The 18,266-nt window shown below is 70.3% G+C and carries 18 protein-coding genes and 1 pseudogene; 10 read left to right on the top strand and 9 right to left on the bottom strand.

Annotation, left to right across the window (positions count from 1 at the left end):
• Positions 1-943 (top strand): glycerate kinase (locus V8688_RS08680; RefSeq protein ID WP_342800570.1); only part of this gene is annotated, 943 nt, incomplete at its 5' end.
• Here V8688_RS08680 and V8688_RS08685 read toward each other — a convergent pair.
• The gene (locus V8688_RS08685) at positions 924-1,295 is read right to left on the bottom strand and encodes a helix-turn-helix domain-containing protein (RefSeq protein WP_342800571.1); all 372 of its coding nucleotides are present in this window, start codon (positions 1,293-1,295) and stop codon (positions 924-926) included. The two genes, V8688_RS08680 and V8688_RS08685, sit on opposite strands and share 20 nt — an antisense overlap.
• A gap of 94 nt (positions 1,296-1,389) precedes the next feature.
• Here V8688_RS08685 and V8688_RS08690 point away from each other — a divergent pair, with 94 nt between their 5' ends.
• The gene (locus tag V8688_RS08690; protein ID WP_342800572.1) at positions 1,390-2,319 is read left to right on the top strand and encodes an NAD(P)-binding domain-containing protein; all 930 of its coding nucleotides are present in this window, start codon (positions 1,390-1,392) and stop codon (positions 2,317-2,319) included.
• Positions 2,320-2,421: 102 nt separating this feature from the next.
• On the opposite strand, the gene V8688_RS08695 is transcribed toward V8688_RS08690, so the two are convergent.
• Genes V8688_RS08695 through V8688_RS08705 form a run of 3 tightly spaced genes read right to left on the bottom strand, consistent with a single transcriptional unit; the run spans position 2,422 to position 4,416 of the window.
• Positions 2,422-2,658, bottom strand: a complete 237-nt coding sequence (locus V8688_RS08695; protein WP_189034374.1) for a helix-turn-helix transcriptional regulator — start codon at positions 2,656-2,658, stop codon at positions 2,422-2,424.
• Positions 2,648-3,490 carry an ABC transporter permease gene (locus V8688_RS08700; protein ID WP_218718529.1) on the bottom strand — a complete coding sequence of 281 codons (843 nt, stop codon included), beginning with the start codon at positions 3,488-3,490 and terminating at the stop codon, positions 2,648-2,650. The genes V8688_RS08695 and V8688_RS08700 overlap by 11 nt, the downstream gene beginning before the upstream one ends.
• Entirely contained in the window at positions 3,487-4,416 is a 930-nt protein-coding gene (locus V8688_RS08705; RefSeq protein WP_218718528.1) for an ABC transporter ATP-binding protein, read from the bottom strand. The genes V8688_RS08700 and V8688_RS08705 overlap by 4 nt, the downstream gene beginning before the upstream one ends.
• A 179-nt stretch (positions 4,417-4,595) precedes the next feature.
• Between V8688_RS08705 and V8688_RS08710 the strand changes: the two genes are divergently transcribed.
• On the top strand, positions 4,596-5,042 hold the full coding sequence (locus V8688_RS08710) for a nitroreductase/quinone reductase family protein (protein ID WP_218718594.1): 447 nt from the start codon (positions 4,596-4,598) through the stop codon (positions 5,040-5,042).
• On the opposite strand, the gene aroQ is transcribed toward V8688_RS08710, so the two are convergent.
• Together aroQ and V8688_RS08720 are read right to left on the bottom strand one after the other, a co-directional pair.
• Complete coding sequence (gene aroQ, locus V8688_RS08715) at positions 5,039-5,488, bottom strand: type II 3-dehydroquinate dehydratase (RefSeq protein WP_218718527.1); 450 nt, start codon at positions 5,486-5,488, stop codon at positions 5,039-5,041. The genes V8688_RS08710 and aroQ overlap by 4 nt on opposite strands.
• Before the next feature lie 15 nt (positions 5,489-5,503).
• On the bottom strand, positions 5,504-6,082 hold the full coding sequence (locus V8688_RS08720; protein ID WP_218718526.1) for a hypothetical protein: 579 nt from the start codon (positions 6,080-6,082) through the stop codon (positions 5,504-5,506).
• A 439-nt stretch (positions 6,083-6,521) separates the two neighbouring features.
• Between V8688_RS08720 and V8688_RS08725 the strand changes: the two genes are divergently transcribed.
• Entirely contained in the window at positions 6,522-8,159 is a 1,638-nt protein-coding gene (locus V8688_RS08725; RefSeq protein ID WP_342800573.1) for an NTF2-like N-terminal transpeptidase domain-containing protein, read from the top strand.
• An 84-nt stretch (positions 8,160-8,243) separates the two neighbouring features.
• Positions 8,244-8,600: a DUF3054 domain-containing protein gene (locus V8688_RS08730; protein WP_342800574.1), complete on the top strand. Its 357-nt coding sequence runs from the start codon at positions 8,244-8,246 to the stop codon at positions 8,598-8,600.
• Between the two features lie 16 nt (positions 8,601-8,616).
• Here the strand turns inward: V8688_RS08730 and V8688_RS08735 are convergent, their stop codons facing one another.
• Positions 8,617-9,762: a YbhN family protein gene (locus tag V8688_RS08735; protein ID WP_308248480.1), complete on the bottom strand. Its 1,146-nt coding sequence runs from the start codon at positions 9,760-9,762 to the stop codon at positions 8,617-8,619.
• A 4-nt stretch (positions 9,763-9,766) separates the two neighbouring features.
• Positions 9,767-11,287, bottom strand: coding sequence for an adenylate/guanylate cyclase domain-containing protein (locus V8688_RS08740; protein WP_218718593.1), 1,521 nt, complete (start codon positions 11,285-11,287; stop codon positions 9,767-9,769).
• A gap of 72 nt (positions 11,288-11,359) precedes the next feature.
• Here V8688_RS08740 and V8688_RS08745 point away from each other — a divergent pair, with 72 nt between their 5' ends.
• From V8688_RS08745 to V8688_RS08765, 5 genes are all read left to right on the top strand, one after another.
• The gene (locus V8688_RS08745; protein ID WP_218718523.1) at positions 11,360-12,607 is read left to right on the top strand and encodes an AI-2E family transporter; all 1,248 of its coding nucleotides are present in this window, start codon (positions 11,360-11,362) and stop codon (positions 12,605-12,607) included.
• Positions 12,588-13,766 (top strand): DUF5931 domain-containing protein, encoded by a 1,179-nt coding sequence (locus V8688_RS08750; RefSeq protein WP_218718522.1) that lies wholly within the window; start codon positions 12,588-12,590, stop codon positions 13,764-13,766. Before V8688_RS08745 ends, V8688_RS08750 begins: the two co-directional genes overlap by 20 nt.
• 14 nt (positions 13,767-13,780) lie before the next feature.
• Positions 13,781-14,437, top strand: a complete 657-nt coding sequence (locus V8688_RS08755; protein ID WP_218718521.1) for a response regulator transcription factor — start codon at positions 13,781-13,783, stop codon at positions 14,435-14,437.
• Between the two features lie 49 nt (positions 14,438-14,486).
• Positions 14,487-15,152 carry a DUF1707 domain-containing protein gene (locus V8688_RS08760; protein ID WP_218718520.1) on the top strand — a complete coding sequence of 222 codons (666 nt, stop codon included), beginning with the start codon at positions 14,487-14,489 and terminating at the stop codon, positions 15,150-15,152.
• Positions 15,153-15,231: 79 nt separating this feature from the next.
• Positions 15,232-17,622 carry a DUF2339 domain-containing protein gene (locus tag V8688_RS08765; protein WP_342800575.1) on the top strand — a complete coding sequence of 797 codons (2,391 nt, stop codon included), beginning with the start codon at positions 15,232-15,234 and terminating at the stop codon, positions 17,620-17,622.
• A 63-nt stretch (positions 17,623-17,685) separates the two neighbouring features.
• Here V8688_RS08765 and V8688_RS08770 read toward each other — a convergent pair.
• A pseudogene (locus V8688_RS08770) lies at positions 17,686-18,266 on the bottom strand (RND transporter); the annotation flags it as partial.

The raw sequence follows: 18,266 nt of genomic DNA on the forward strand, positions 1-18,266 counted from the left end.
GGAACCGTCGACCGCGGTCTACGCCGTGCACGGCGACACCGCGGTGGTCGAGCTGGCCGCGGCGGTCGGGCTGGTCAAGCTCCCCGGCGGTCGATTGGAGCCGATCCGGGCGAACACCTTCGGCCTCGGGGTGGTGGTCGCGCACGCGCTCGATCACGGCGCGCGCGAGATCGTCCTCGGACTCGGCGGCAGCGCGTCCACCGACGGCGGCGCGGGCTTCCTACAGGCGCTCGGCCTGCGCCTGCTCGACCGCGACGGCAGCGAATTGCGAAGCGAGGTCACCGGATTCGATGTGGTCGCGCTGTTGAGCCGGGTGGTGTCGGTCGACCGGGCCGCACTGCATCCGGCGATCGCGCAGGCGCGGTTCACGCTGGCCTGCGATGTGGACAATCCGCTACTCGGCCCCGCGGGTGCGGTGGCGGTGTACGCGCCGCAGAAGGGCGCCGACGCCGCGCGGATGGTGGATCTCGAAGCGGCACTCACCAATTGGGCAGCGGTGCTGGGGACCGGCTACGCCGAGATCGGCGGCGCGGGCGCGGCGGGTGGTACCGGATTCGGCGCGCTCGCGGTGCTCGGCGCGCAGGTCCGCAGCGGTATCGATGTGCTACTCGAGCTGCTGGAATTCCCCGCGCTGGTGGCCGGGGCGAACCTGGTCGTCACCGGCGAGGGGTCGCTGGATCACCAGAGCATGCACGGCAAGGCGCCGGTCGGGGTGGCCGCCGCGGCCAAGGCGGCCGGGGTGCCGGTGGTCGCGGCGGTGGGCCGAACGATGTTGTCGCCCGGGGAGATCCGGGCGGCGGGCTTCGCCGGGTGTTACGCGCTCGCCGATCTCGAACCGAATCCGTCGCGCTCGATCGCGAACGCGGCGGCGCTGCTCGAACGCGTCGGCGAACGGATCGCGCTCGACCGCCTGTCGCGATGGGCTACAGCGCGACAGCGGTAGGGACGGGCGCGCTCGGGCGGGTGTTCACGGCGAGCTCGGCGCGGTGGGTGTCGCCCCAGGTCTCCAGCGGCTCCAGCGCCAGCCGCAAGGTCTCGCCGAGCGGGGTCAGCGAGTATTCGACGCGCGGCGGGATCTCGGGATAGACCTCGCGGTGCACCACGCCCGCGCCTTCCAGCTGGCGCAGGTTCTCGGTGAGCACCTTCTCGCTCACCCCGTCGAGTAGTCGCCGGATCTGCCCGAACCGCTGCGGGCCCGCGCCGAGCACCCACATCAGGTGCAGCTTCCACTTCCCGCCGACGACGTCGATCGCCAGGCTCATGCCGCACACGTCGTGATCTGTGTCACTGTTCATCGTTGGTGCACCCCTTCCGACCGTATTTCGGACCTCAGGGTAAGCAACCACACCCCGACGTTCGGTCTTCCCGACGATACCCGCGCCGACCACCATGGATTCCGGCGCCGAACCATCGAACAATCGAGAATCGAAGGGGCATCAGATGTCCGAACAGTCCACCCGCTCCGTCTCCGTGCTCGGCCTCGGCCCGATGGGGCAGGCCATGGTCCGCGCCTTCCTGGCGGCAGGCGTCGAGGTCACCGTCTGGAACCGCAGCCCCGGCAAGGTCGACGCGATGGTCGCGCTCGGTGCCAAGCGCGCCGACACCGTCGCCGAGGCGCTGGCCGCCAACGAGGTGTCGGTCCTGAGCCTGACTCATTACGCCGCCATGTACGACGTGCTCGGTCAGGCGCCGGAAGCCCTGGCGGGCAAGGTGATCGCCAACCTGTCGTCGGACTCGCCGGACAAGGCGAGGGCCGGGGCGGCCTGGGTGCGCGAGCGTGGCGCGCAGTTCCTCTCCGGCGGGGTGATGTCGGCGGGCGACAACATCGAGCACCCCGCGTCCTACATCTTCTACAGCGGTCCGAAGGAGGTGTTCGACGCGCACGCCGAGCTGCTGCGTCCGCTCAGCCCGCAGGAGTACCTCGGCGCCGACGACGGCCTCGCCCAGGTCTTCTACCAGGCGTTGCTGGTCATCTTCCATCCCTGGCTGCTGGCCTTCGACCAGGCGACCGCGGTGATCGCGAAGTCCGGCCACGACATCGCCCAGTTCGTGCCGTTCGCGGTCCGTTCCAGCGAGGCCTTCCCGTACTTCATGGAGCAGTTCTCGGTGGCCAACCAGAACGGCGGCTGGGCCGACCTGGCCTCGCTGAAGATGATGGTGGCCGGCGCGCAGCACATCATCGACGCCAGCGAGGAGGTCGGCGTCGACGCCGGCTTCTCGCACCTGGCGCAGTCGTACTGGCGCAAGGCGGTCGAGGCCAGCGAGGCGGCGGGCAAGCCGGTGTCGACCTTCGAGCTGATCCGTGGCGCGGCCCGCTGAGATCGCCCGGCCGATCGGCTTCCGAGTGCCCTGCGGCACAGCCGGAGTCGACACGCCGAAACCGTCCGGCACCGCTCTGGGTGCCGGACGGTCGGCGGTGTTTCACGCGGTCTCGGCGCCGAGCCGGGGGAACGGCTCGGTGGAGAACACCACCTCCACCGCCACCTCGAAGTAGGCCGCGATCCGCAGGGCGAGATGCAGGCTGGGGCTGTATTCGCCCCGTTCGAGATAGCCGACGGTCTGATAGTGCACGCCGAGCGCTTCGGCCAGGTCCCGCCGCGAGATGCCGCGCTCGGCGCGCAGCATCGCGATGCGGTTGTAGATGACCTCAGAAGGCACGCTGCATCGCCTTGTCCCTGCGCGCGGCCATCGCGGAGCCGGATTCGAGTGCCGCCATGCGCCGCAGGACGATCGGTGCGATCAGCAGTCCGGCGACGGTCCAGATCCCCAGAACCGCCACGGTCTCCACGTGCCGCCAGGACTGCTCGAGTTCGACGGCGACCGCGTCGGCGGGCAGCAGCGCCGAGCGCATGCCGAGGCCGAGCCAGTACATCGGGAACACCTGACCGACAGCTTGCAGCCAGCCCGGCAGCGCGGTGATCGGGTAGAAGATGCCGGAGATGGCGACCAGGCCCATCAGCGGGATCGTCAGCAGGAACGACGAGCGGCTGTCGAGCAGGCTGCCCAGGATCGTGCCCCAGGGCAGCACGGCCAGCAGACCGAGCGCCACTACCCCGACGAATATCGCGATCGCGCTCGCGTCGGTCAGCGAGGAACCGCCGATGATCACCATGCCCACACCGAGCACGATAACGACCTGCGCGAGCACCGCGCCCGCGCCCGCCACGATCCTGCCGGTGAAATAGCCGGTCAGTCCCCTGGGCACGGCCTTGGCGCGCAGCAACGTGCCGTCCTCCCGGTCCAGGACCAGCACATTGAGGACCGCGTACAGGCCGTTGAACGCGATGATGGAGCCGAGCAGGCCGGGGACGGCCAGCTCGGCGATCGACAGTCCGCTCTCGCCGTACATCCGGTTCCGCAGCAGGAACAGCACCGCGAGCGAGATGCCCGGGGTGAGGAACTGCCCGATCAGATCGGGGGCGTTGGTGTAGAGCTGGCGCAATTCGATCCCGCCGCGGGCAAGTCCGGCGCGGACAGCGGTGACGTTCATCGGGTGACCTCCGCGAGAGAGTGAACGGGTGCGCCCGTGTCGCCGGATTCGGCGCGCCGGACCAGGGTCATGTAGGTGTCCTCCAGCGAGGCGCGGCGGACCTCGAGTTCGCCGATGTCATCACCGTGCTGTTTGAACAGCTCGTGCACGTACTTGGTCGACTCGGTGGTGGTGTGCACGAATCGCTGTCCGTCCACGGTCCAGCTCACCTGGGCCTCGCCCGCGACCGAGCGGGACAGCTCGTCGGGCGAGCCGTCGGCGATGATCCGCCCACCGGCCAGGATCAGCAGCCGGTCGGCGAGTTTCTCCGCCTCGTCCAGGTCGTGCGTGGTGAGCAGCACCGTGGTGTCCTCCAGATCGGCCAGCCGGTGCACCAGATCGTGGAAGTCGCGCCGCGCGGCCGGATCGAAGCCCGCGGTGGGTTCGTCCATGAACAGCAGGTCGGGCTTGCCGACGATGCCGATCGCCACGTCCAGCCTGCGGCGCTGGCCGCCGGAGAGGGTGGCGATCTTGGCGTTCGCGTGGTCGGTCAGGCCGACCAGCTCGATGAGCTGATCGGTGTCCCACGGCCGCGGGGTGCGCGGGGTGGCATAGGGAACGTAGTACGAGCCGAGATGCTGAAGCAGTTCGCGCACACGCCATTTCGCGTGGTCGCGCCAGGATTGCAGCACCACGCCGATGCGCGCGCGCCACTGTTCGTCACCGTGTTCGGGATCGGTCCCCAGCACGTCGACCCGGCCGGCCGACCTCCTGCGAAACCCCTCGAGGATCTCGATCGTGGTGGTCTTGCCCGCGCCGTTGGGCCCGAGCATGACGAGCACCTCTCCGCGCGTGGCCTGGAATGTCACATCGTGCAGGACGTCGGTCTCGTCGTAGCGCATCCGTAGTTGCTGTACGTCGAGCACAACGCTGTTACTCGAAGCCATGAGTCCTCCCAATCATCGACCTTCGATGATATGTAGCATACGTACTACATTTCATCGCGGCAATACTTCGGGAGAAACGGACATTCCCAAAAGAGAGAGCACTGCTCTTGACATGTCGCCGCCGAGCGCGCATGCTTGTCTCAACAGAGAGCAGTGCTCACAGTTCAGGAGTGATCAAGATGGACAACGCCACCCGCTACCTCGGCCCCACCGGCTTCGACCCGATCATGAACAAGATCGCCAACCTGCTGCCCAAGCTGGGCATCAGCATCATGGGCTCGCGGCTGCTGGCCGTGCGCGGTCGCAAGAGCGGCGAATGGCGCACCACCATGGTCAACGTGATGACCGCCGCCGACGGTGAGCGCTACCTGGTCGCCCCGCGCGGGCACACCCAGTGGGTGCGCAACCTGCGCGTCGCGGGCGACGGTGAACTGCGGCTGGGCCGCAAGGTCGAGCAGTTCACGGCCACCGAGATCGCCGACACCGACAAGGTCCCGTTGCTGCGCCTCTACCTGGAGAAGTGGGGCTGGGAGGTCGGCAAGTTCTTCGAGGGCGTCGACAAGAACGCCTCGAACGAACAGCTCGCCGCCATCGCCCCCGGTTTCCCGGTCTTCCGGCTCGCCTAGGACTTGCCCAGGAATTCGATCGCGGCGGCGTAGCCCTGGACGCCGAGGCCCGCGATGACCGCGGTCGCGATCGGGGATACGAACGAGTGGTGCCGGAACTCCTCGCGTGCGTGCACATTGCTGATGTGCACCTCCACGATCGGCACCTCGGGGATCACCAGGGCATCGCGCAGCGCGACCGAGGTGTGAGTCAGGCCGCCGGGATTGATCACGATGGCCGAGACCTCGCCGCGCGCCTGCTGGATCCGATCGATCAGCGCGCCTTCGTGATTGGACTGGAAGGCCACGACCTCGCGGCCGAACCGGGCGGCCGTGCGCTCGCACAGGGCGACGACGTCGGCGAGGGTGTCGGCGCCGTAGATCTCGGGCTGGCGGGTGCCGAGCATGTTCAGATTCGGCCCGTTGAGCACGAGGATCGGGCCGGTGGCCTGCACGGTGTCTGCCATGCAGGCCACCTTAATTCACAGGCCGGTCGGGCCTTCGGAGCGCAGGTCGTCGACCTTGCGCATGGCCTCGCGGAGTTCGGCCAGCCAGGACTCGGCGTGCTTGCCCGCCAGTTTCACCGTCCAGGCCAGCGCGTCGGCGCGGGAGCGGGCCACGCCCGCGTCGATCAGGGTGTCGAGGACCTGGCGTTCGGGCTGGCGCAGCCGGGTCATCACCGGAACCGCGAGGTGGGTGAACAGGATTCGCTCACCGTCGACCCGCACGCCCCAGGCGACGCTGCGGCCGTAGCGCCGCTGCGCCTCGTCGGCGATCCGCATCCTGGCCGGCCGGGTGGACTCGCGGAAGCGGGCCAGCGCTCCCTCCTTCGTCGCCGCCGAGACCGGCGCGTCGGCGTCGGCCGACTTGGGCTGCGGCACCGGGAGTTCGCCGACGACCACGATCTCGTCGCGGTCGATCTCGATCTCCGGCGGGCCGGTGAACCAGTCGGCGGGCAATCGTCCGGCGAACCAATCGGGGGCATCGGCCGGATCGGGGAGGTCTGCTTGCTGCCAGCCGCCCGGCCGGCCGAATCCGCGTTCGCGATGGGCGTTCCGCATGGAAATCACCTGCTATCTCTGTTGCGCACGTTGCGTTGATTACAAGATTACGCCGATATATGCGCAGCGGTTTATGCTCTGCGTGAACGATGGTGTTCCCGGCCGATGTGGGTCGGTGACGTGGGGTTGAGTGTCGGTGGGCCTGGGTACCCTCACGTTGAATCGCCGGACAATGCGAGATCCGCACAACTCGGCGGGCCGCCCGGTACGGTAGGCGCGCCAGATGTTGCCACTGGCTGGGCGAGGTTCGAGATCAGGCCCTCATCGGGGCGAGATTTCGGGCACAATCTAGGTGCTGAGGTCGGCTAGCGTCCCGTGTTACCGGGGCATCGGAGACGGGTCAACTTCCGGTACGGTGGATTTGTTACCGGAGTGGCAAGAGTGAAGAGTGGGCGATATGGATGTGTGGGGATCCCGCCGCTTTCGCGCACGGGGCGCAATGGCGATCGTGGGGGTTGCGACCCTCGCCATCGCGCTGTGCTCGTGCGGGGTGGGTGGGAAGCCGAGTGAGTCGGAATCGGTTGTCCAGCGGTTCACCGATCTGCTGGACGCGCAGGATTACACCAAAGCCGCCGACCTGACCTCGTACCCCGCCGCCGCTTCGGCAACCATGAAGCAAATGTTCGAAGGCTTGGCGACCGGCAAGGTCGACTACGAGCCGAGCCAGGTGATCGATCTCGACCCGCAGTCGGCGATCTTCAGCATGGACGTCGCCTGGAACTTCGGCGAGCACAAGGACTGGACCTACACACTCCAGGGCACCGTCCGCAAGCTCGCGATCGGCTGGCGGATCTCCTGGGACCCCGCCGTCGTGATGCCGCAGCTGGCCAACAATCGCACCGTCAAGCTCGTGCGCACCACCGCCAAGCCGCCGCCGCGGGTCGTCGACCTGCCCGGTGAGCCGCTGATGACCGAGCAGACGATCAATGTCATCAAGATCGATCCGAGCCGCACCGGCGACCTGGTCGGGTCGACCAACGCGCTCGCCGACGCGATCGAGCCGGTCGCGCCGTTGATCACCGGGCCCTCGCTGATGCAGCAGCTGGCCGCCTCGCAGGGCAAGCCGGTCGTCGCGGTCAACCTGCGCGAGGGCGACTTCGCGATCCTGGAACCGCGGATGGCGCGGGTACCGGGGGTGGTGATGGAGAAGCAGCCCAAGCTGATCTCCGCCGATCGCCGCACCTGGTCGCCGATGCTGGACGCGTTGCGCGAGGTGTGGAAGGACAGCCAGGAGGCCACCGCCGGCTGGGGTGTGCAGATCTTCGAGGCCGACGGCCGGTTCGTCAGCCAGGTCGCCGGCTATCAGGGCCCGGCCGGGCCCGATATCTCCGCGACCATGGACCAGCGGTTGCAGCGCGCGGCCGAGGACGCGGTGGTCAGCGTGGGTACGCCGGCCTCGGTGGTCGCGATCCAGCCGTCCACCGGCGCGGTGGTCGCCGTCGCGCAGAACAGCTACGCCACCGAGAAGGGCCCGATCGCGTTCACCGGGCTGTTCCCGGCCGGTGGCACCATGGAACTGTTCCGCACCGTCGCCGCGGTGACGAAGAACAAAGCGCCGCAGGATGTTTCGGTGCAGGAGGCGGCCGAGGCGGCGACCGCGCTCGGCGTCGGCGTCGACTTCAAGGTGCACGGTCTCGACGAGGTGACCGGGCGGATCAGCGCCCCCGGCCGCAGCACCGAACAGGTGCGCCAGGGCGCGGGCTCGGACGCGGTGCTGGCCAGCCCCTTCGGCATGGCGATCGCCGCCGCCGCGATCGCGCGCGGCTCGGTGGTGCCGCCGATGATCGAGAACGGCAAGCCCAGCACCACCGACACCCCCGTGCCCGCACTCGCCCAGCCCGCCGTCGACCGGCTGCGCGGCCTGCTGCAGGAGGGCATCGGCAAGCCGGAAACCGCTGCGCTGCGCGGCTTCCGGGATGTCACCGCCTTCGCGGCGACCGGCGGCGCCGACGGCTGGCTGCTGGCCACCATGGGCGACCTGGTCTTCGCGGTGCACATCGCCGACGTCGACAGTGGCGACGCGACTTCGCGACTCGCCGCCGTCCTGCTGAAATCGCTGGCCTCGCCGGAGCCGTGAACACGGCTGCACGTGCAGAGTGTGCACTGATCAGTGGGGCTCGGCGCGGTCCGAATGAAGATCACGAACCGTTAGGCTGCTTGCGTGAGGAGATTCGCGCCGTTCGCCGCTGATGCCCTGTTGGTGATCGTTTTCTGCGCGATCGGCAGGCGCAGTCACGACGAAGCGGTGCTGGCCGGTCTCGTGAAAACGGTGTGGCCCTTCGGCATCGGATTACTGCTCGGCTGGGCGCTGGCCGTGCTCGCCGCGCGCAACGCCCGCTTCGACGCCACCGCGCTGTGGCCCAGCGGCATCCTGATCTGGCTCGGCACGCTGGTCGGCGGGATGGTGCTGCGGGCGGCGAGCGGTCAGGGGGTGGCGGCGAGCTTCGTCGTCGTCGCGAGTTGTGTGCTCGCCCTGTTCCTGCTCGGCTGGCGGGCCGCGCTGAGCGCGCTGCGGTGAGCGGCCGAGGTCCCGGCTAGCTCGGCTGGGCCGGTCCGCCTGCGGTGTCCTCGGGCTTGCCGCGCCGGAGTTTGGCCTGTAGTCCCGGCGTGGTGGAGAAGTACTCCTGCTCGTATTCCTCGTCGTCGGCCTGCGGAGTACGGAACAGGAACGCGAAGACGATCCAGCCGACGATGGCGACCAGGATGAAGCTGACGAACCGGTAGACGAACGCGGCGGCGACCGCCTGGGAGGCGGCCAGGCCCGCGGCGGCGGTGAGGCTGTAGATCAGGGTCGCGTCGACGTAGACGATGCCGCCGGGCGCGAACGGGATGGAACCGACGGCCTTGCCCGCGGTGAAGGCGATGAGCAGGCCGGACAGCTTGGGATCGGCGCCGATGGCATAACAGGCCGCGCCGAGACAGGCCACGTCGGCGCAGCGGTGCACCAGCGCCCACAGGCCGACCAGCGCCGCGTCCTTCTTGCCCAGGTCCACCGATTCCAGCTGGCGCCGGATCTCGCCCAGCTTGGCGATGCCGTGACCGGCGGGCTTCTTGCGCAGCCGGTTCACCAGCGCCAGCACCCGGCGCAGCATCGCCTCGAGCGTGCCCGGATGCCGGGCGAGGTAGTTGCCCGCGACCAGCAGCGCGGCCAGGATCACCACCGACCCGATCAGTTTGGGACCGATCTGGTTGCCGACCAGCGCCGCACCGGCGACGCCGAGCAGCGCCAGCCCGGCCGCGGCGACCACGCCGGAGAACACCAGCTGCCAGGACGCCACGATCGGGCTCGCGCCCCAGCGCCGGGTCTGGCGGTAGGTGAACGCGGTGGAGAATACCTGGCCCGCGGGCAGGGTCACCGACATCGCGGTGGCGCCGTAGACGACCGACACCGACTTGCCCTGGCTGACATCCACCCCGCCCGCGTGCAACAGCTGCTTCTGCACCCGGCCGAATCCGCTCATCGACATCGCCTGCAGCACGATGCACAGCACCAGCCAGCCCCAGTGGATCTCGGTCAGAGTGAGCCATGAGTCGTGCAGCCGCGGCCACAGGTAGGCGCCTTCGCCGATGAGCAGCGCGAGCAGCACCACGCCGAGCACCCACTTCACCCACCGGAACCGGCGGCGGCGCTCGGTCGGTGGCGAGGCGGGTTCGCCTGCTAGGTCGCCGTCGGCCGTCACGGTCTCAGCCTAACGAACGCAGCTGTTCTCCCTGGTCCTCGCCGGGCGCGGCGGCTATCGGTTTCGGCCAGGCCAGGCGGGTTTTTCTGCGTCTGCCACGCAGTTGCACCTCGTCGCCGGTTTCCCAATGGTCTTGCTCGCTTTCGTCGGCGAAGTAGAGCGCGCTGCCCGAAGCGAGAACGCGGCCGGGATGATCTTTGGCCAATTCGGTGAGCCGGGACGCCTCGTTGACGGGGTCGCCGATCACGGTGTATTCGAAACGATTTGCGGCGCCGATGTTTCCGGCGACCGCCAGGCCGGCCGAGACGCCGATGCCGACGTCGAGGCTGGTCACCTCGCGCAGTGCCTCGCGCAGGTCTCGCGCGGCGGCCAGGGCGGCGCTGGGCGCGTCGGGGCGGTCCAGCGGCGCGCCGAAGATGGCCAGCGCCGCGTCACCGACGAATTTGTTGACGAAACCGTGGTGGCGGTCGATCACGTCGACCACCACCCGGAAGAACTCGTTGAGCAGGCTGACGACCTCGGTCGGCGGCCGCTCGGCCGCCGCGGCGGTGGAGCCGACCATGTCGACGAACAGCACCGCGACGAACCTGGTCTCACCGCCCAGTTCGGTGCCGTAGTCCAGGGCCCGCTGGGCCACGTCCTCACCGACGTGCTGGCCGAACAGCTCCTGGAGTTTTCGCCGCTTGGCCGCCTCTTCCATCATCCGGTTGAAGCCGACCTGCAGCAGGCCGATCTCGCTGCCGTCGTAGACCTCCACCTGCACGTCGCGCGCGCCGCCCTGCACCCTGTTGATGGCTTGGGACAGCTGGCGCACGGGGTCGGAGATGGAGGACCCGGTGAGCATCGACAGCGCCAGCGCCTGCATGATCACCACGCCGCACAGCAGCAGGATCGAGATGGCCAGCGACTTCGCCGAGAACTTCACATCGGAGGAGATCTGCGTGACGCACAGCAGCACGATCGCGATGGTCGGCGCGAAGGTGCCCATGCCCCAGGTCATCGCCATCCTGGTGCCGACGCCGGGGGTGAGCGTGTGGTCGAAGGTGCCCTCGGTCAGCGCCTCGGCGGCGACCGGGCGCAGGATGCGCTCACCCAGCATGTAGGTGAAGCCGAACACGATGGTGGCGGCCATGCACTCGGTGACGATCACCGCGCCCGCCAGCTCGGGCGACTCGACGATGATCAGCGCCGCCAGGATCCCGCCGCCGATGATCCACAGCACCAGATGCAGGATCGACTGGCGCAGCGGCACGTGCAGCGCGGCCATCTGTTCCTGCCTGCTGGGTGGGCCGCCCCGCATCTGCCAGCGCATCACCGGCCGCAGCATCAGCGCGGCGCCCGCGATACTGAGCACCGCGGCGGCGCCGAAGACCAGCACCGGTGCGAGGAAACCGGTCTGGCGCACGCCACCGGGGTCGCCCTCGGGAACGGGCAGGCCGTACTGGATGAAGGCCCACACCAGGACCGCGCCGAAGGCGTTGGCCAGCAGTACCGAGGTCAGATACAGCGGCCAGCGCGTTCGCATGGTCTGTTTGACCGCTTCCAGGGGCGCCGACACGACCACCAATCTAGCGTTCGGACCGATAGGCTCTCTCGGGTGACCGACCAGAAGGTAGATTCCGGGCCCGCGTCCACACCGTGGCGCGCGGACGCCGAGGCAGTGCATCCGCTGGTCCGCAAAGCCGCCGCCTGGAGCTGGCGGCTGTTGATCATCTTCGCCGCCCTGCTCGCGGTGGGGATGCTGGTGCAGAAGTTCGCCACCGTGGTGATTCCGCTGGCGATCGCGCTGCTCGCGGCCGCGCTGCTCGCGCCGCTGGTCGACTGGATGCAGCGCGTGGGGATTCCGCGTTCACTCGGCGTGTTCGTCGCGCTGGTCGGGTCGATCGGGCTGCTCGCCGGGATCTTGACCTTCGTCGTCGAGCAGTTCGTCGACGGTGTGCCGGGGCTGTCCAACGAGGTCACCAACAGCGTCCACAAGGTGCAGGACTGGCTGATCAACGGCCCGCCGCACCTGAGCGATCAGCAGATCCGCAGTGCGGGCGACACCATCGTGCGCACCATTCAGGACAACCGCGAGAGCCTGACCAGCGGCGCGCTGACCACCGCCACCGCGATCGGGCACATCCTCACCGGCGCCTTCCTGATCCTGTTCATCCTCATCTTCTTCCTCTACGGCGGCGACCAGATCTGGCACTTCGTCACCCGGATCATCCCCACCGCGCACCGGGAGAAGGTCCGCACCGCAGGCGAGCTGGGCTTCGGCACGCTGGTCGGGTTCGTGCGCGCGACCGTGGTGGTGGCCGCCGTGGACGCGATCGGTATCGGCGCCGGGTTGGCGATCCTGCACGTCCCGCTGGCGTTGCCGCTGGCCTCGCTGGTGTTCATCAGCGCGTTCATCCCGATCATCGGCGCGTTCTTCGCCGGGTTCGTCGCGGTGTTCATCGCGCTGGTCACCAAGGGCCTGGTCACGGCCCTGATCGTGCTCGGCATCATCATCGCGGTGATGCAGCTGGAAGGCCATGTGCTGCAACCGCTGCTGCTGGGCCGGGCGGTGAGCATCCATCCGCTGGCCGTCGTGCTGGCGATCACCGCCGGTTTGGTGGTCGGCGGGATCGCGGGCGCGCTGCTGGCGGTGCCGTTGATCGCGGTCGGCAACACCGCGATCCGCTATCTGCTCGCCGACAGTCCGGACGAGGTCTACGGCGAGCTGATAGGCGACGATCGCAGACTGTTCTCCGCCGAGCCGGACAAACCGGAGCCGGGTCGATTCGATATCGCGCGCACGCTGCGCAAGGACGAGAGCAGGGTCGAGGCGGAGTCCGGCGATGCGGACGCACACAGCTGAGCTGAGCTCGGCCGACGCGGCGACCGCGCCCCTGTGGCGGGCCGCCCAGGCGTTCCGGCTGGTCACGCTGCTGTACGCGATCGGCCAGCAGATCGCGTCGGTGCCCTACTACGAGCACCCGCGACTGAGCTGGGTGCTGATCGCGCTGATGGCGATCTGGTCGGGCAGCTCCGCGCTGCTGCTCTCGCAGTGGTATTTCCCCACCGCGACCGGCCGGATCCGGGGCTGGGTGGTGCTCGGCGACCAGGTCGTGACGGTCCTGCTGATCGCCTCCACCCGGCTGGTCGCCGACTACGACTGGTACCACGGCCATCAGACGCTGCCGACGACCCTGTGGATCGCCAACTCGGTGATCTCGATGGCGATCCTGCGCGGACCGGTCGCCGGGGTGCTCGCCGGGCTCGGCATGTCGGCGGTGGTGGTGACGGTGCGGGAGCAATGGGGACAGGACGTGTGGGGCGACGCCACCGCGCCGGTGCTCGTCTCGGTCGGCCTGGCGCTCGGCCTGGCCGCCAACACCGCGCGCCGGGCCCAGGGCCAGCTCGAACGCGCGCTGCGGATCACCGCCGCCGCGCAGGAACGCGAGCGGCTCGCCCGAGAAGTGCACGACGGCGTGCTGCAGGTGCTGGCGTTCATCAAGCGTCGCGGCAACGAGATCGGCGGGCCCGCGGCCGAACTCGCGCAGCGGGCGGGCGAACAGGAAGTGGCGCTGCGGGTCCTGCTGTCCGAACAGGCCGAACGGCCGGATTCCGGCGCGGCCGAGGTGGATCTGCGGCCGCTGCTGACCGCGCGGGCCACGCCGAAGGTCTCGGTGGCCACCCCGGGCGACCCGGTGCTGATCGCCCGGTCCACCGCGCAGGAGATCGCCGCCGCCGTGACGACCGCGCTGTCGAACGTCGACCTGCACGCCGGGCCGGACGCGAAAGCGTATGTGCTGCTGGAGGACACCGGTGACATGCTGGTGGTGAGCGTGCGCGACGACGGGATCGGCATCCCGGCGGGCAGGCTCGCCGCCGCCGAAGCCGAAGGTCGGATGGGGGTTTCCCGTTCCATCGTCGGCCGGGTCGGCGCGCTGGGCGGCACCGCCGAACTGCTGACCGAGGGCGAGGACTTCGGCACCGAATGGGAATTCCGGATTCCGCGCCACCCGGCGCGCTGAGCGAAGGAGCCGCGATGACCGACCAGGCGATCACGGTGATGGTGGTCGACGATCACCCGATGTGGCGCGAGGGCGTCTCCCGCGACCTCACCGAGGCCGGTTTCGCCGTCCCCGCCACCGCCGACGGGGTCGGCACCGCCACCCGCCGCGCGGCCGCGGTCCAGCCCGACGTGGTGCTGATGGACATGCAGCTCACCGACGGCAACGGCGCCGCCGCCACCGCCGAGGTGCTGCGGGTCTCCCCGCACAGCCGGGTGCTGGTGCTGTCCGCGTCGGCCGAACGCGACGACGTGCTCGACGCGATCAAGGCCGGGGCCAGCGGTTATCTGGTGAAGAGCGCCTCGGCGGCCGAGCTGATCGACGCCGTGCGGGCCACCGCCGCCGGTCAGCCGGTGTTCACGCCCGGTCTCGCCGGGCTCGTGCTCGGTGAGTACCGGCGGATGGCGACCGCGCCGCCCGCCGCCGACGAGCCGCATCGCCCGTCGCTGACCGAGCGGGAGACCGAGGTACTGCGGATGGTGGCCAAGGGGCTGTCGGCCAAACAGATCGCGTCGCGGCTCAATCTGTCCCACCGCACGGTCGAGAACCATGTGCAGGCCACGCTGCGGAAATTGCAGCTCGCCAACCGGGTGGAGCTCACCCGCTACGCCATCGAACAGGGACTCGAATAGGGGTTTGCCCTGATGCGCTGGGGGCGTCGCCGTCGCTACCCTCGATGACATGGGCGGTCCCGAATCCCTCTTCGTCCCCGGCGCCCCGACGGCCGGTCCCGTCGGCGACCGGGACCTGCGCGTTTCCGACGCCGAACGCGAGCACGTCGGCCAGCTGCTGCAACGCGCCGTCGGCCTCGGCATGCTCTCCCTCGGCGAGTTCACCGAGCGCATGGACACCGCGCTCGCCGCGAAGACCCGGGGTGAACTCAACGTGGTGCTCGTCGACCTGCCCGGCATGCGGGTGGCCGGCGCGCCGCAACCCGCCGCGATGCCGCGGCCGCGCCCGATCCCGCCCGGCGGCTCGATCCCCGGCCTGATCCGCAGCCGCCTGTCCGGCGTGCACCGTCGCGGCCCCTGGCAGGTGCCGCCGGTGCTGCACCTGAACAACCTGCTCTCCGGGGTCACTCTGGACTTCACCGAGGCGGTCATGCAGACCCAGATCGTCGAGATCAAGGTCGACGATTACCTCAGCGGCCTCACCCTGCTCGTCCCCGCCGCCGCCACCGTCGACCTCAACGGCCTGGAGCTCATCGGCTCCGGCGTCACCAACAAGGTCCGCACCGGCCCGCCCATCGGTCCGCTGCACCTGGTCGTCCACGGCCGCGTCCGCTTCGGCTCGGTCACCGCGAAGTACCCGCTCATGGTCCAGTGGCGTCGCTTCCTCGGGTCCTGACCGTTTTCGGGTAGGAACAGGCACCCCGGCAGGGGTTTCTACTCATGTCCCGCGCGGTCCGCGCGCCGACGATGAGGACATGAGTACTTCGATCGATCCCGCGCTCGTCGCCCGGCTCTCGGGCGAGTTCACCACGCTGGGCGCCCAGATGGGCCGGCTCGGCGGTGACCTGGAGGTGCTGCGCGCACAGTTGCAGGGGCAGATCGCGGGTGCGACCGCCGCGAACCGGGGGACCACGGTGTACCCCGGCTTCGCCCAGAGTCCCGGTCCGGCGGCGCCGACCAGTGGCGTGACTCCCGTCGGCGCACCGTATCCGGCCGAACGCGATGCCGAGGTCGCCGCGAGCGCGGAGGGGTCGCGCGGACACTCGCCCGATGCGAGAGCCGAAGGCGTGGCCGACCTGGGGAGCGCGGCCGGTGATGCCGCGGTTGCCGCGACGCGGGTCTCGGTCCCGGGTGAAGGCGCCGGGCCGGTCGCGGTTCCCGGCGATGTCGGCGCAGCGACATCGAGTCATGCTCCGAGCTGGGGTGTTCCGGTTCCGGGCGGCGTGCCCAGTACCGGTGGGCAGGGCCCGGGGGGCAGGGCTGTCGGTGGCGCCGAAGTGCCTGCGGGCGTTGCCTTCTCGAGTGGGCAGGTCGCCGGTGGTCAGGTGCCCGGGCCCGCGGGCGGTCACCAGGTACCCGGTGCGGTGCCGGTGGCAGGTGGGCCGGGATCGGCGCCGGAATACCGGCCTGCTCCGCAAATGCCTGGGGCGCAGTGGATTTCGCCGCCGTCGTACGGGGCTTGGCGAGGCGCGCCCGGGTATGGGGCTGGGCCGCGTGGCCGGGCGTGGGCACCGCCGGTGGCTCGGGAGCCGCGGACACCGTGGTGGCAGCGGGAAGGGGTGATTTCGCGGGCGCTGGCCGTGGCCGGGGTCGGGGTCACGCTCATCGGCGTGCTGATGTTGCTGGTGTTGGCCGCGCAGGCGGGGTTCTTCGGGCCGGTGGCGAGAGTGGTTGCCGGGGGCGCGCTTTCGGTGGGTCTGGTCGCGGCGGGGTGGCGGGTGTTCGGGCGTCCGGGGGGACGGGTCGGCGCGATCGCGCTGGTGGCCACCGGTATCGCCGGTGCGTACCTGGATGTGGTCGCGGTGACCGGCTACTACCACTGGGTCGCGCCGGGGGTCGGGCTCGCGGTGGCGATGGGGGTCGCGCTGGCGGGAGTGGGCATCGCGATGCGGTGGCAGTCGCAGCCGCTGGCGGTGGGGGTGGTGCTCGGGGCGGCGGTGCTGTCGCCCGCGCTGACGACCGAGTTGATGCTGCTGGGGTTCCTCGTGGTGTTGCAGGCGGCGGGAGTGCCGGTGCAGATGCGCCGGGAATGGCCGGTGCTGCACGTGGCCCGGACCCTGCCGGTGGTGCTGGCGGCGCTGAGCATGATCGCGCTGAGCGGGCTGTCGGCGGCGATCGCCGGTGACGAGGTCGAGGAGCGTGCCGGGCTGCTGGCCGCGGCCCTCGCGTGTGCGGTGGTCGGGCTGGCCGGTGCGTTGCTGGTGGTCCGGCGGCGGCCGGGCGACATCACCGCGAGCGTCACGATCGCGCTCACCGCACTGCCCGTCTTCGCCGCGGCACTGCTGTTCGACCGTCCCGTGAGCGCCGCGATCACCGGCACCCTGGCCGTGGTCCTGCTCGGTCCGGCGGCGACCTCGCTGGTCCCCGCGCTCGACCGGCTGGGGATCCCCCGGCACACCGCGCTGGTCGCCGCGCTCACCGGCGCTGTCTCCCTCCTGCTGACCTGCATCACCGCGACCGGCGGCGAGCCGCACCTGCTGCCGATCGCGCTCGCGACGGTGGCCCTGGCCTTCCTGGCGGTCGCGGCCACCAGCCGGACACGGGTGAGCGCCGGCCTGGGCATCGCCTTCGCCGCGCTCGGCGGACTGGTCCTGCTGGCGATCGCCTCGCCGGAAACCCTGGCGCTGCACCGACTCGCGGATCAGCGACTCGACATCGCCACCGCGTTGGCCGCCGTCCTCGGGCTCGGTGTCGCCGCCATGGTGGCGTGGACGGTGCCCCGGGTGCGGGGCTGGGGTGAGCAGGCGCTCGTCACCGGGGTCTGGATCGCGGTGAGCGTGGCCGGGCTGTACTACGTGCTGGTCGCGGCGGTCTCGGTGGGCGTATCCCTCGGCAGGGCGGACGGTTTCGTCCTCGGCCACAGCATCGCGACGATCGTGTGGATGGCCGCCGCGACGGCCTCGCTGTTCTACGGTCTGCGCAGGCTGTCGCGTTCGCCCGCCGTCGCCAAGGTCTGCCTGGTCTCGGGCCTGCTCGTGGCGGCCGCCGCGCTGGCCAAGCTGTTCCTGTTCGATCTGTCGACACTGTCGGGCCTGGTCCGGGTCGCCGCCTTCCTGGTGGTCGGAATGCTGCTGCTGCTCACCGGAACCCGCTACGCACGGGCCTTCGCGGACGCGGGACCTACCCGGCCGACCCCGCTCGGCTGACCCCCGGAACGAAAGAAACCCACGGCGGAAGCTCGCCGTGGGTTTCTTCGGTCCTTGCCGCGCTCAGTCGGTGTCGTCGTCGCGGCGGCGCAGCAGCTCGTTCACGCTGACCGTGCGGCCCTCGTTGCCGGTGTGGCGACCCTCGTCGGCGGCGGTGCCGCGCCGGGAGGAGCGCAGCTGGGCCATCCAGTTCTCGATCTCGTTGCGGTTGTCCGCCTGCGGCTCATCGGCTTCGGCGGCGGCACGGTCGTCCGCCGGACGCTCCGGCGTGGTCGGAACCTCCGGGGCGGGCACGGCGGTGAAGCCGTCGGGCGCCCGCCACTGGCCCGGGTTCGGCTGCGGCTCCGGAGCTTCGGCCCGCGGTGCCGGATCGGGTGCCGGTGCCGGCTCGGCCGCCGGGGTCGGCTCGCCGGAGGGGACGGCGGTGAAACCGGGCGGGGCGACCTGCGGACGCACCGGCCGGACCGAATCCTGCTCCGGCGACGGCGTGACCGGGGAGAACCGGGGACCGCTGTCCGGCTCGGGGGCGGTGAATCCGCTCGCCGCGGCCGGGCTGCCGTTCCACGGCGAGGTCGGACGCGGGGGTTCGACCGGCACCGAGGTACCGAAGACGCCGCGCGGCTCGTCGGCCTGCTCGGGGCGCG

The sequence above is a fragment of the Nocardia sp. No.11 genome (assembly GCF_038752175.1).
GTDB classification, from domain to species: Bacteria; Actinomycetota; Actinomycetes; order Mycobacteriales; family Mycobacteriaceae; genus Nocardia; species Nocardia canadensis.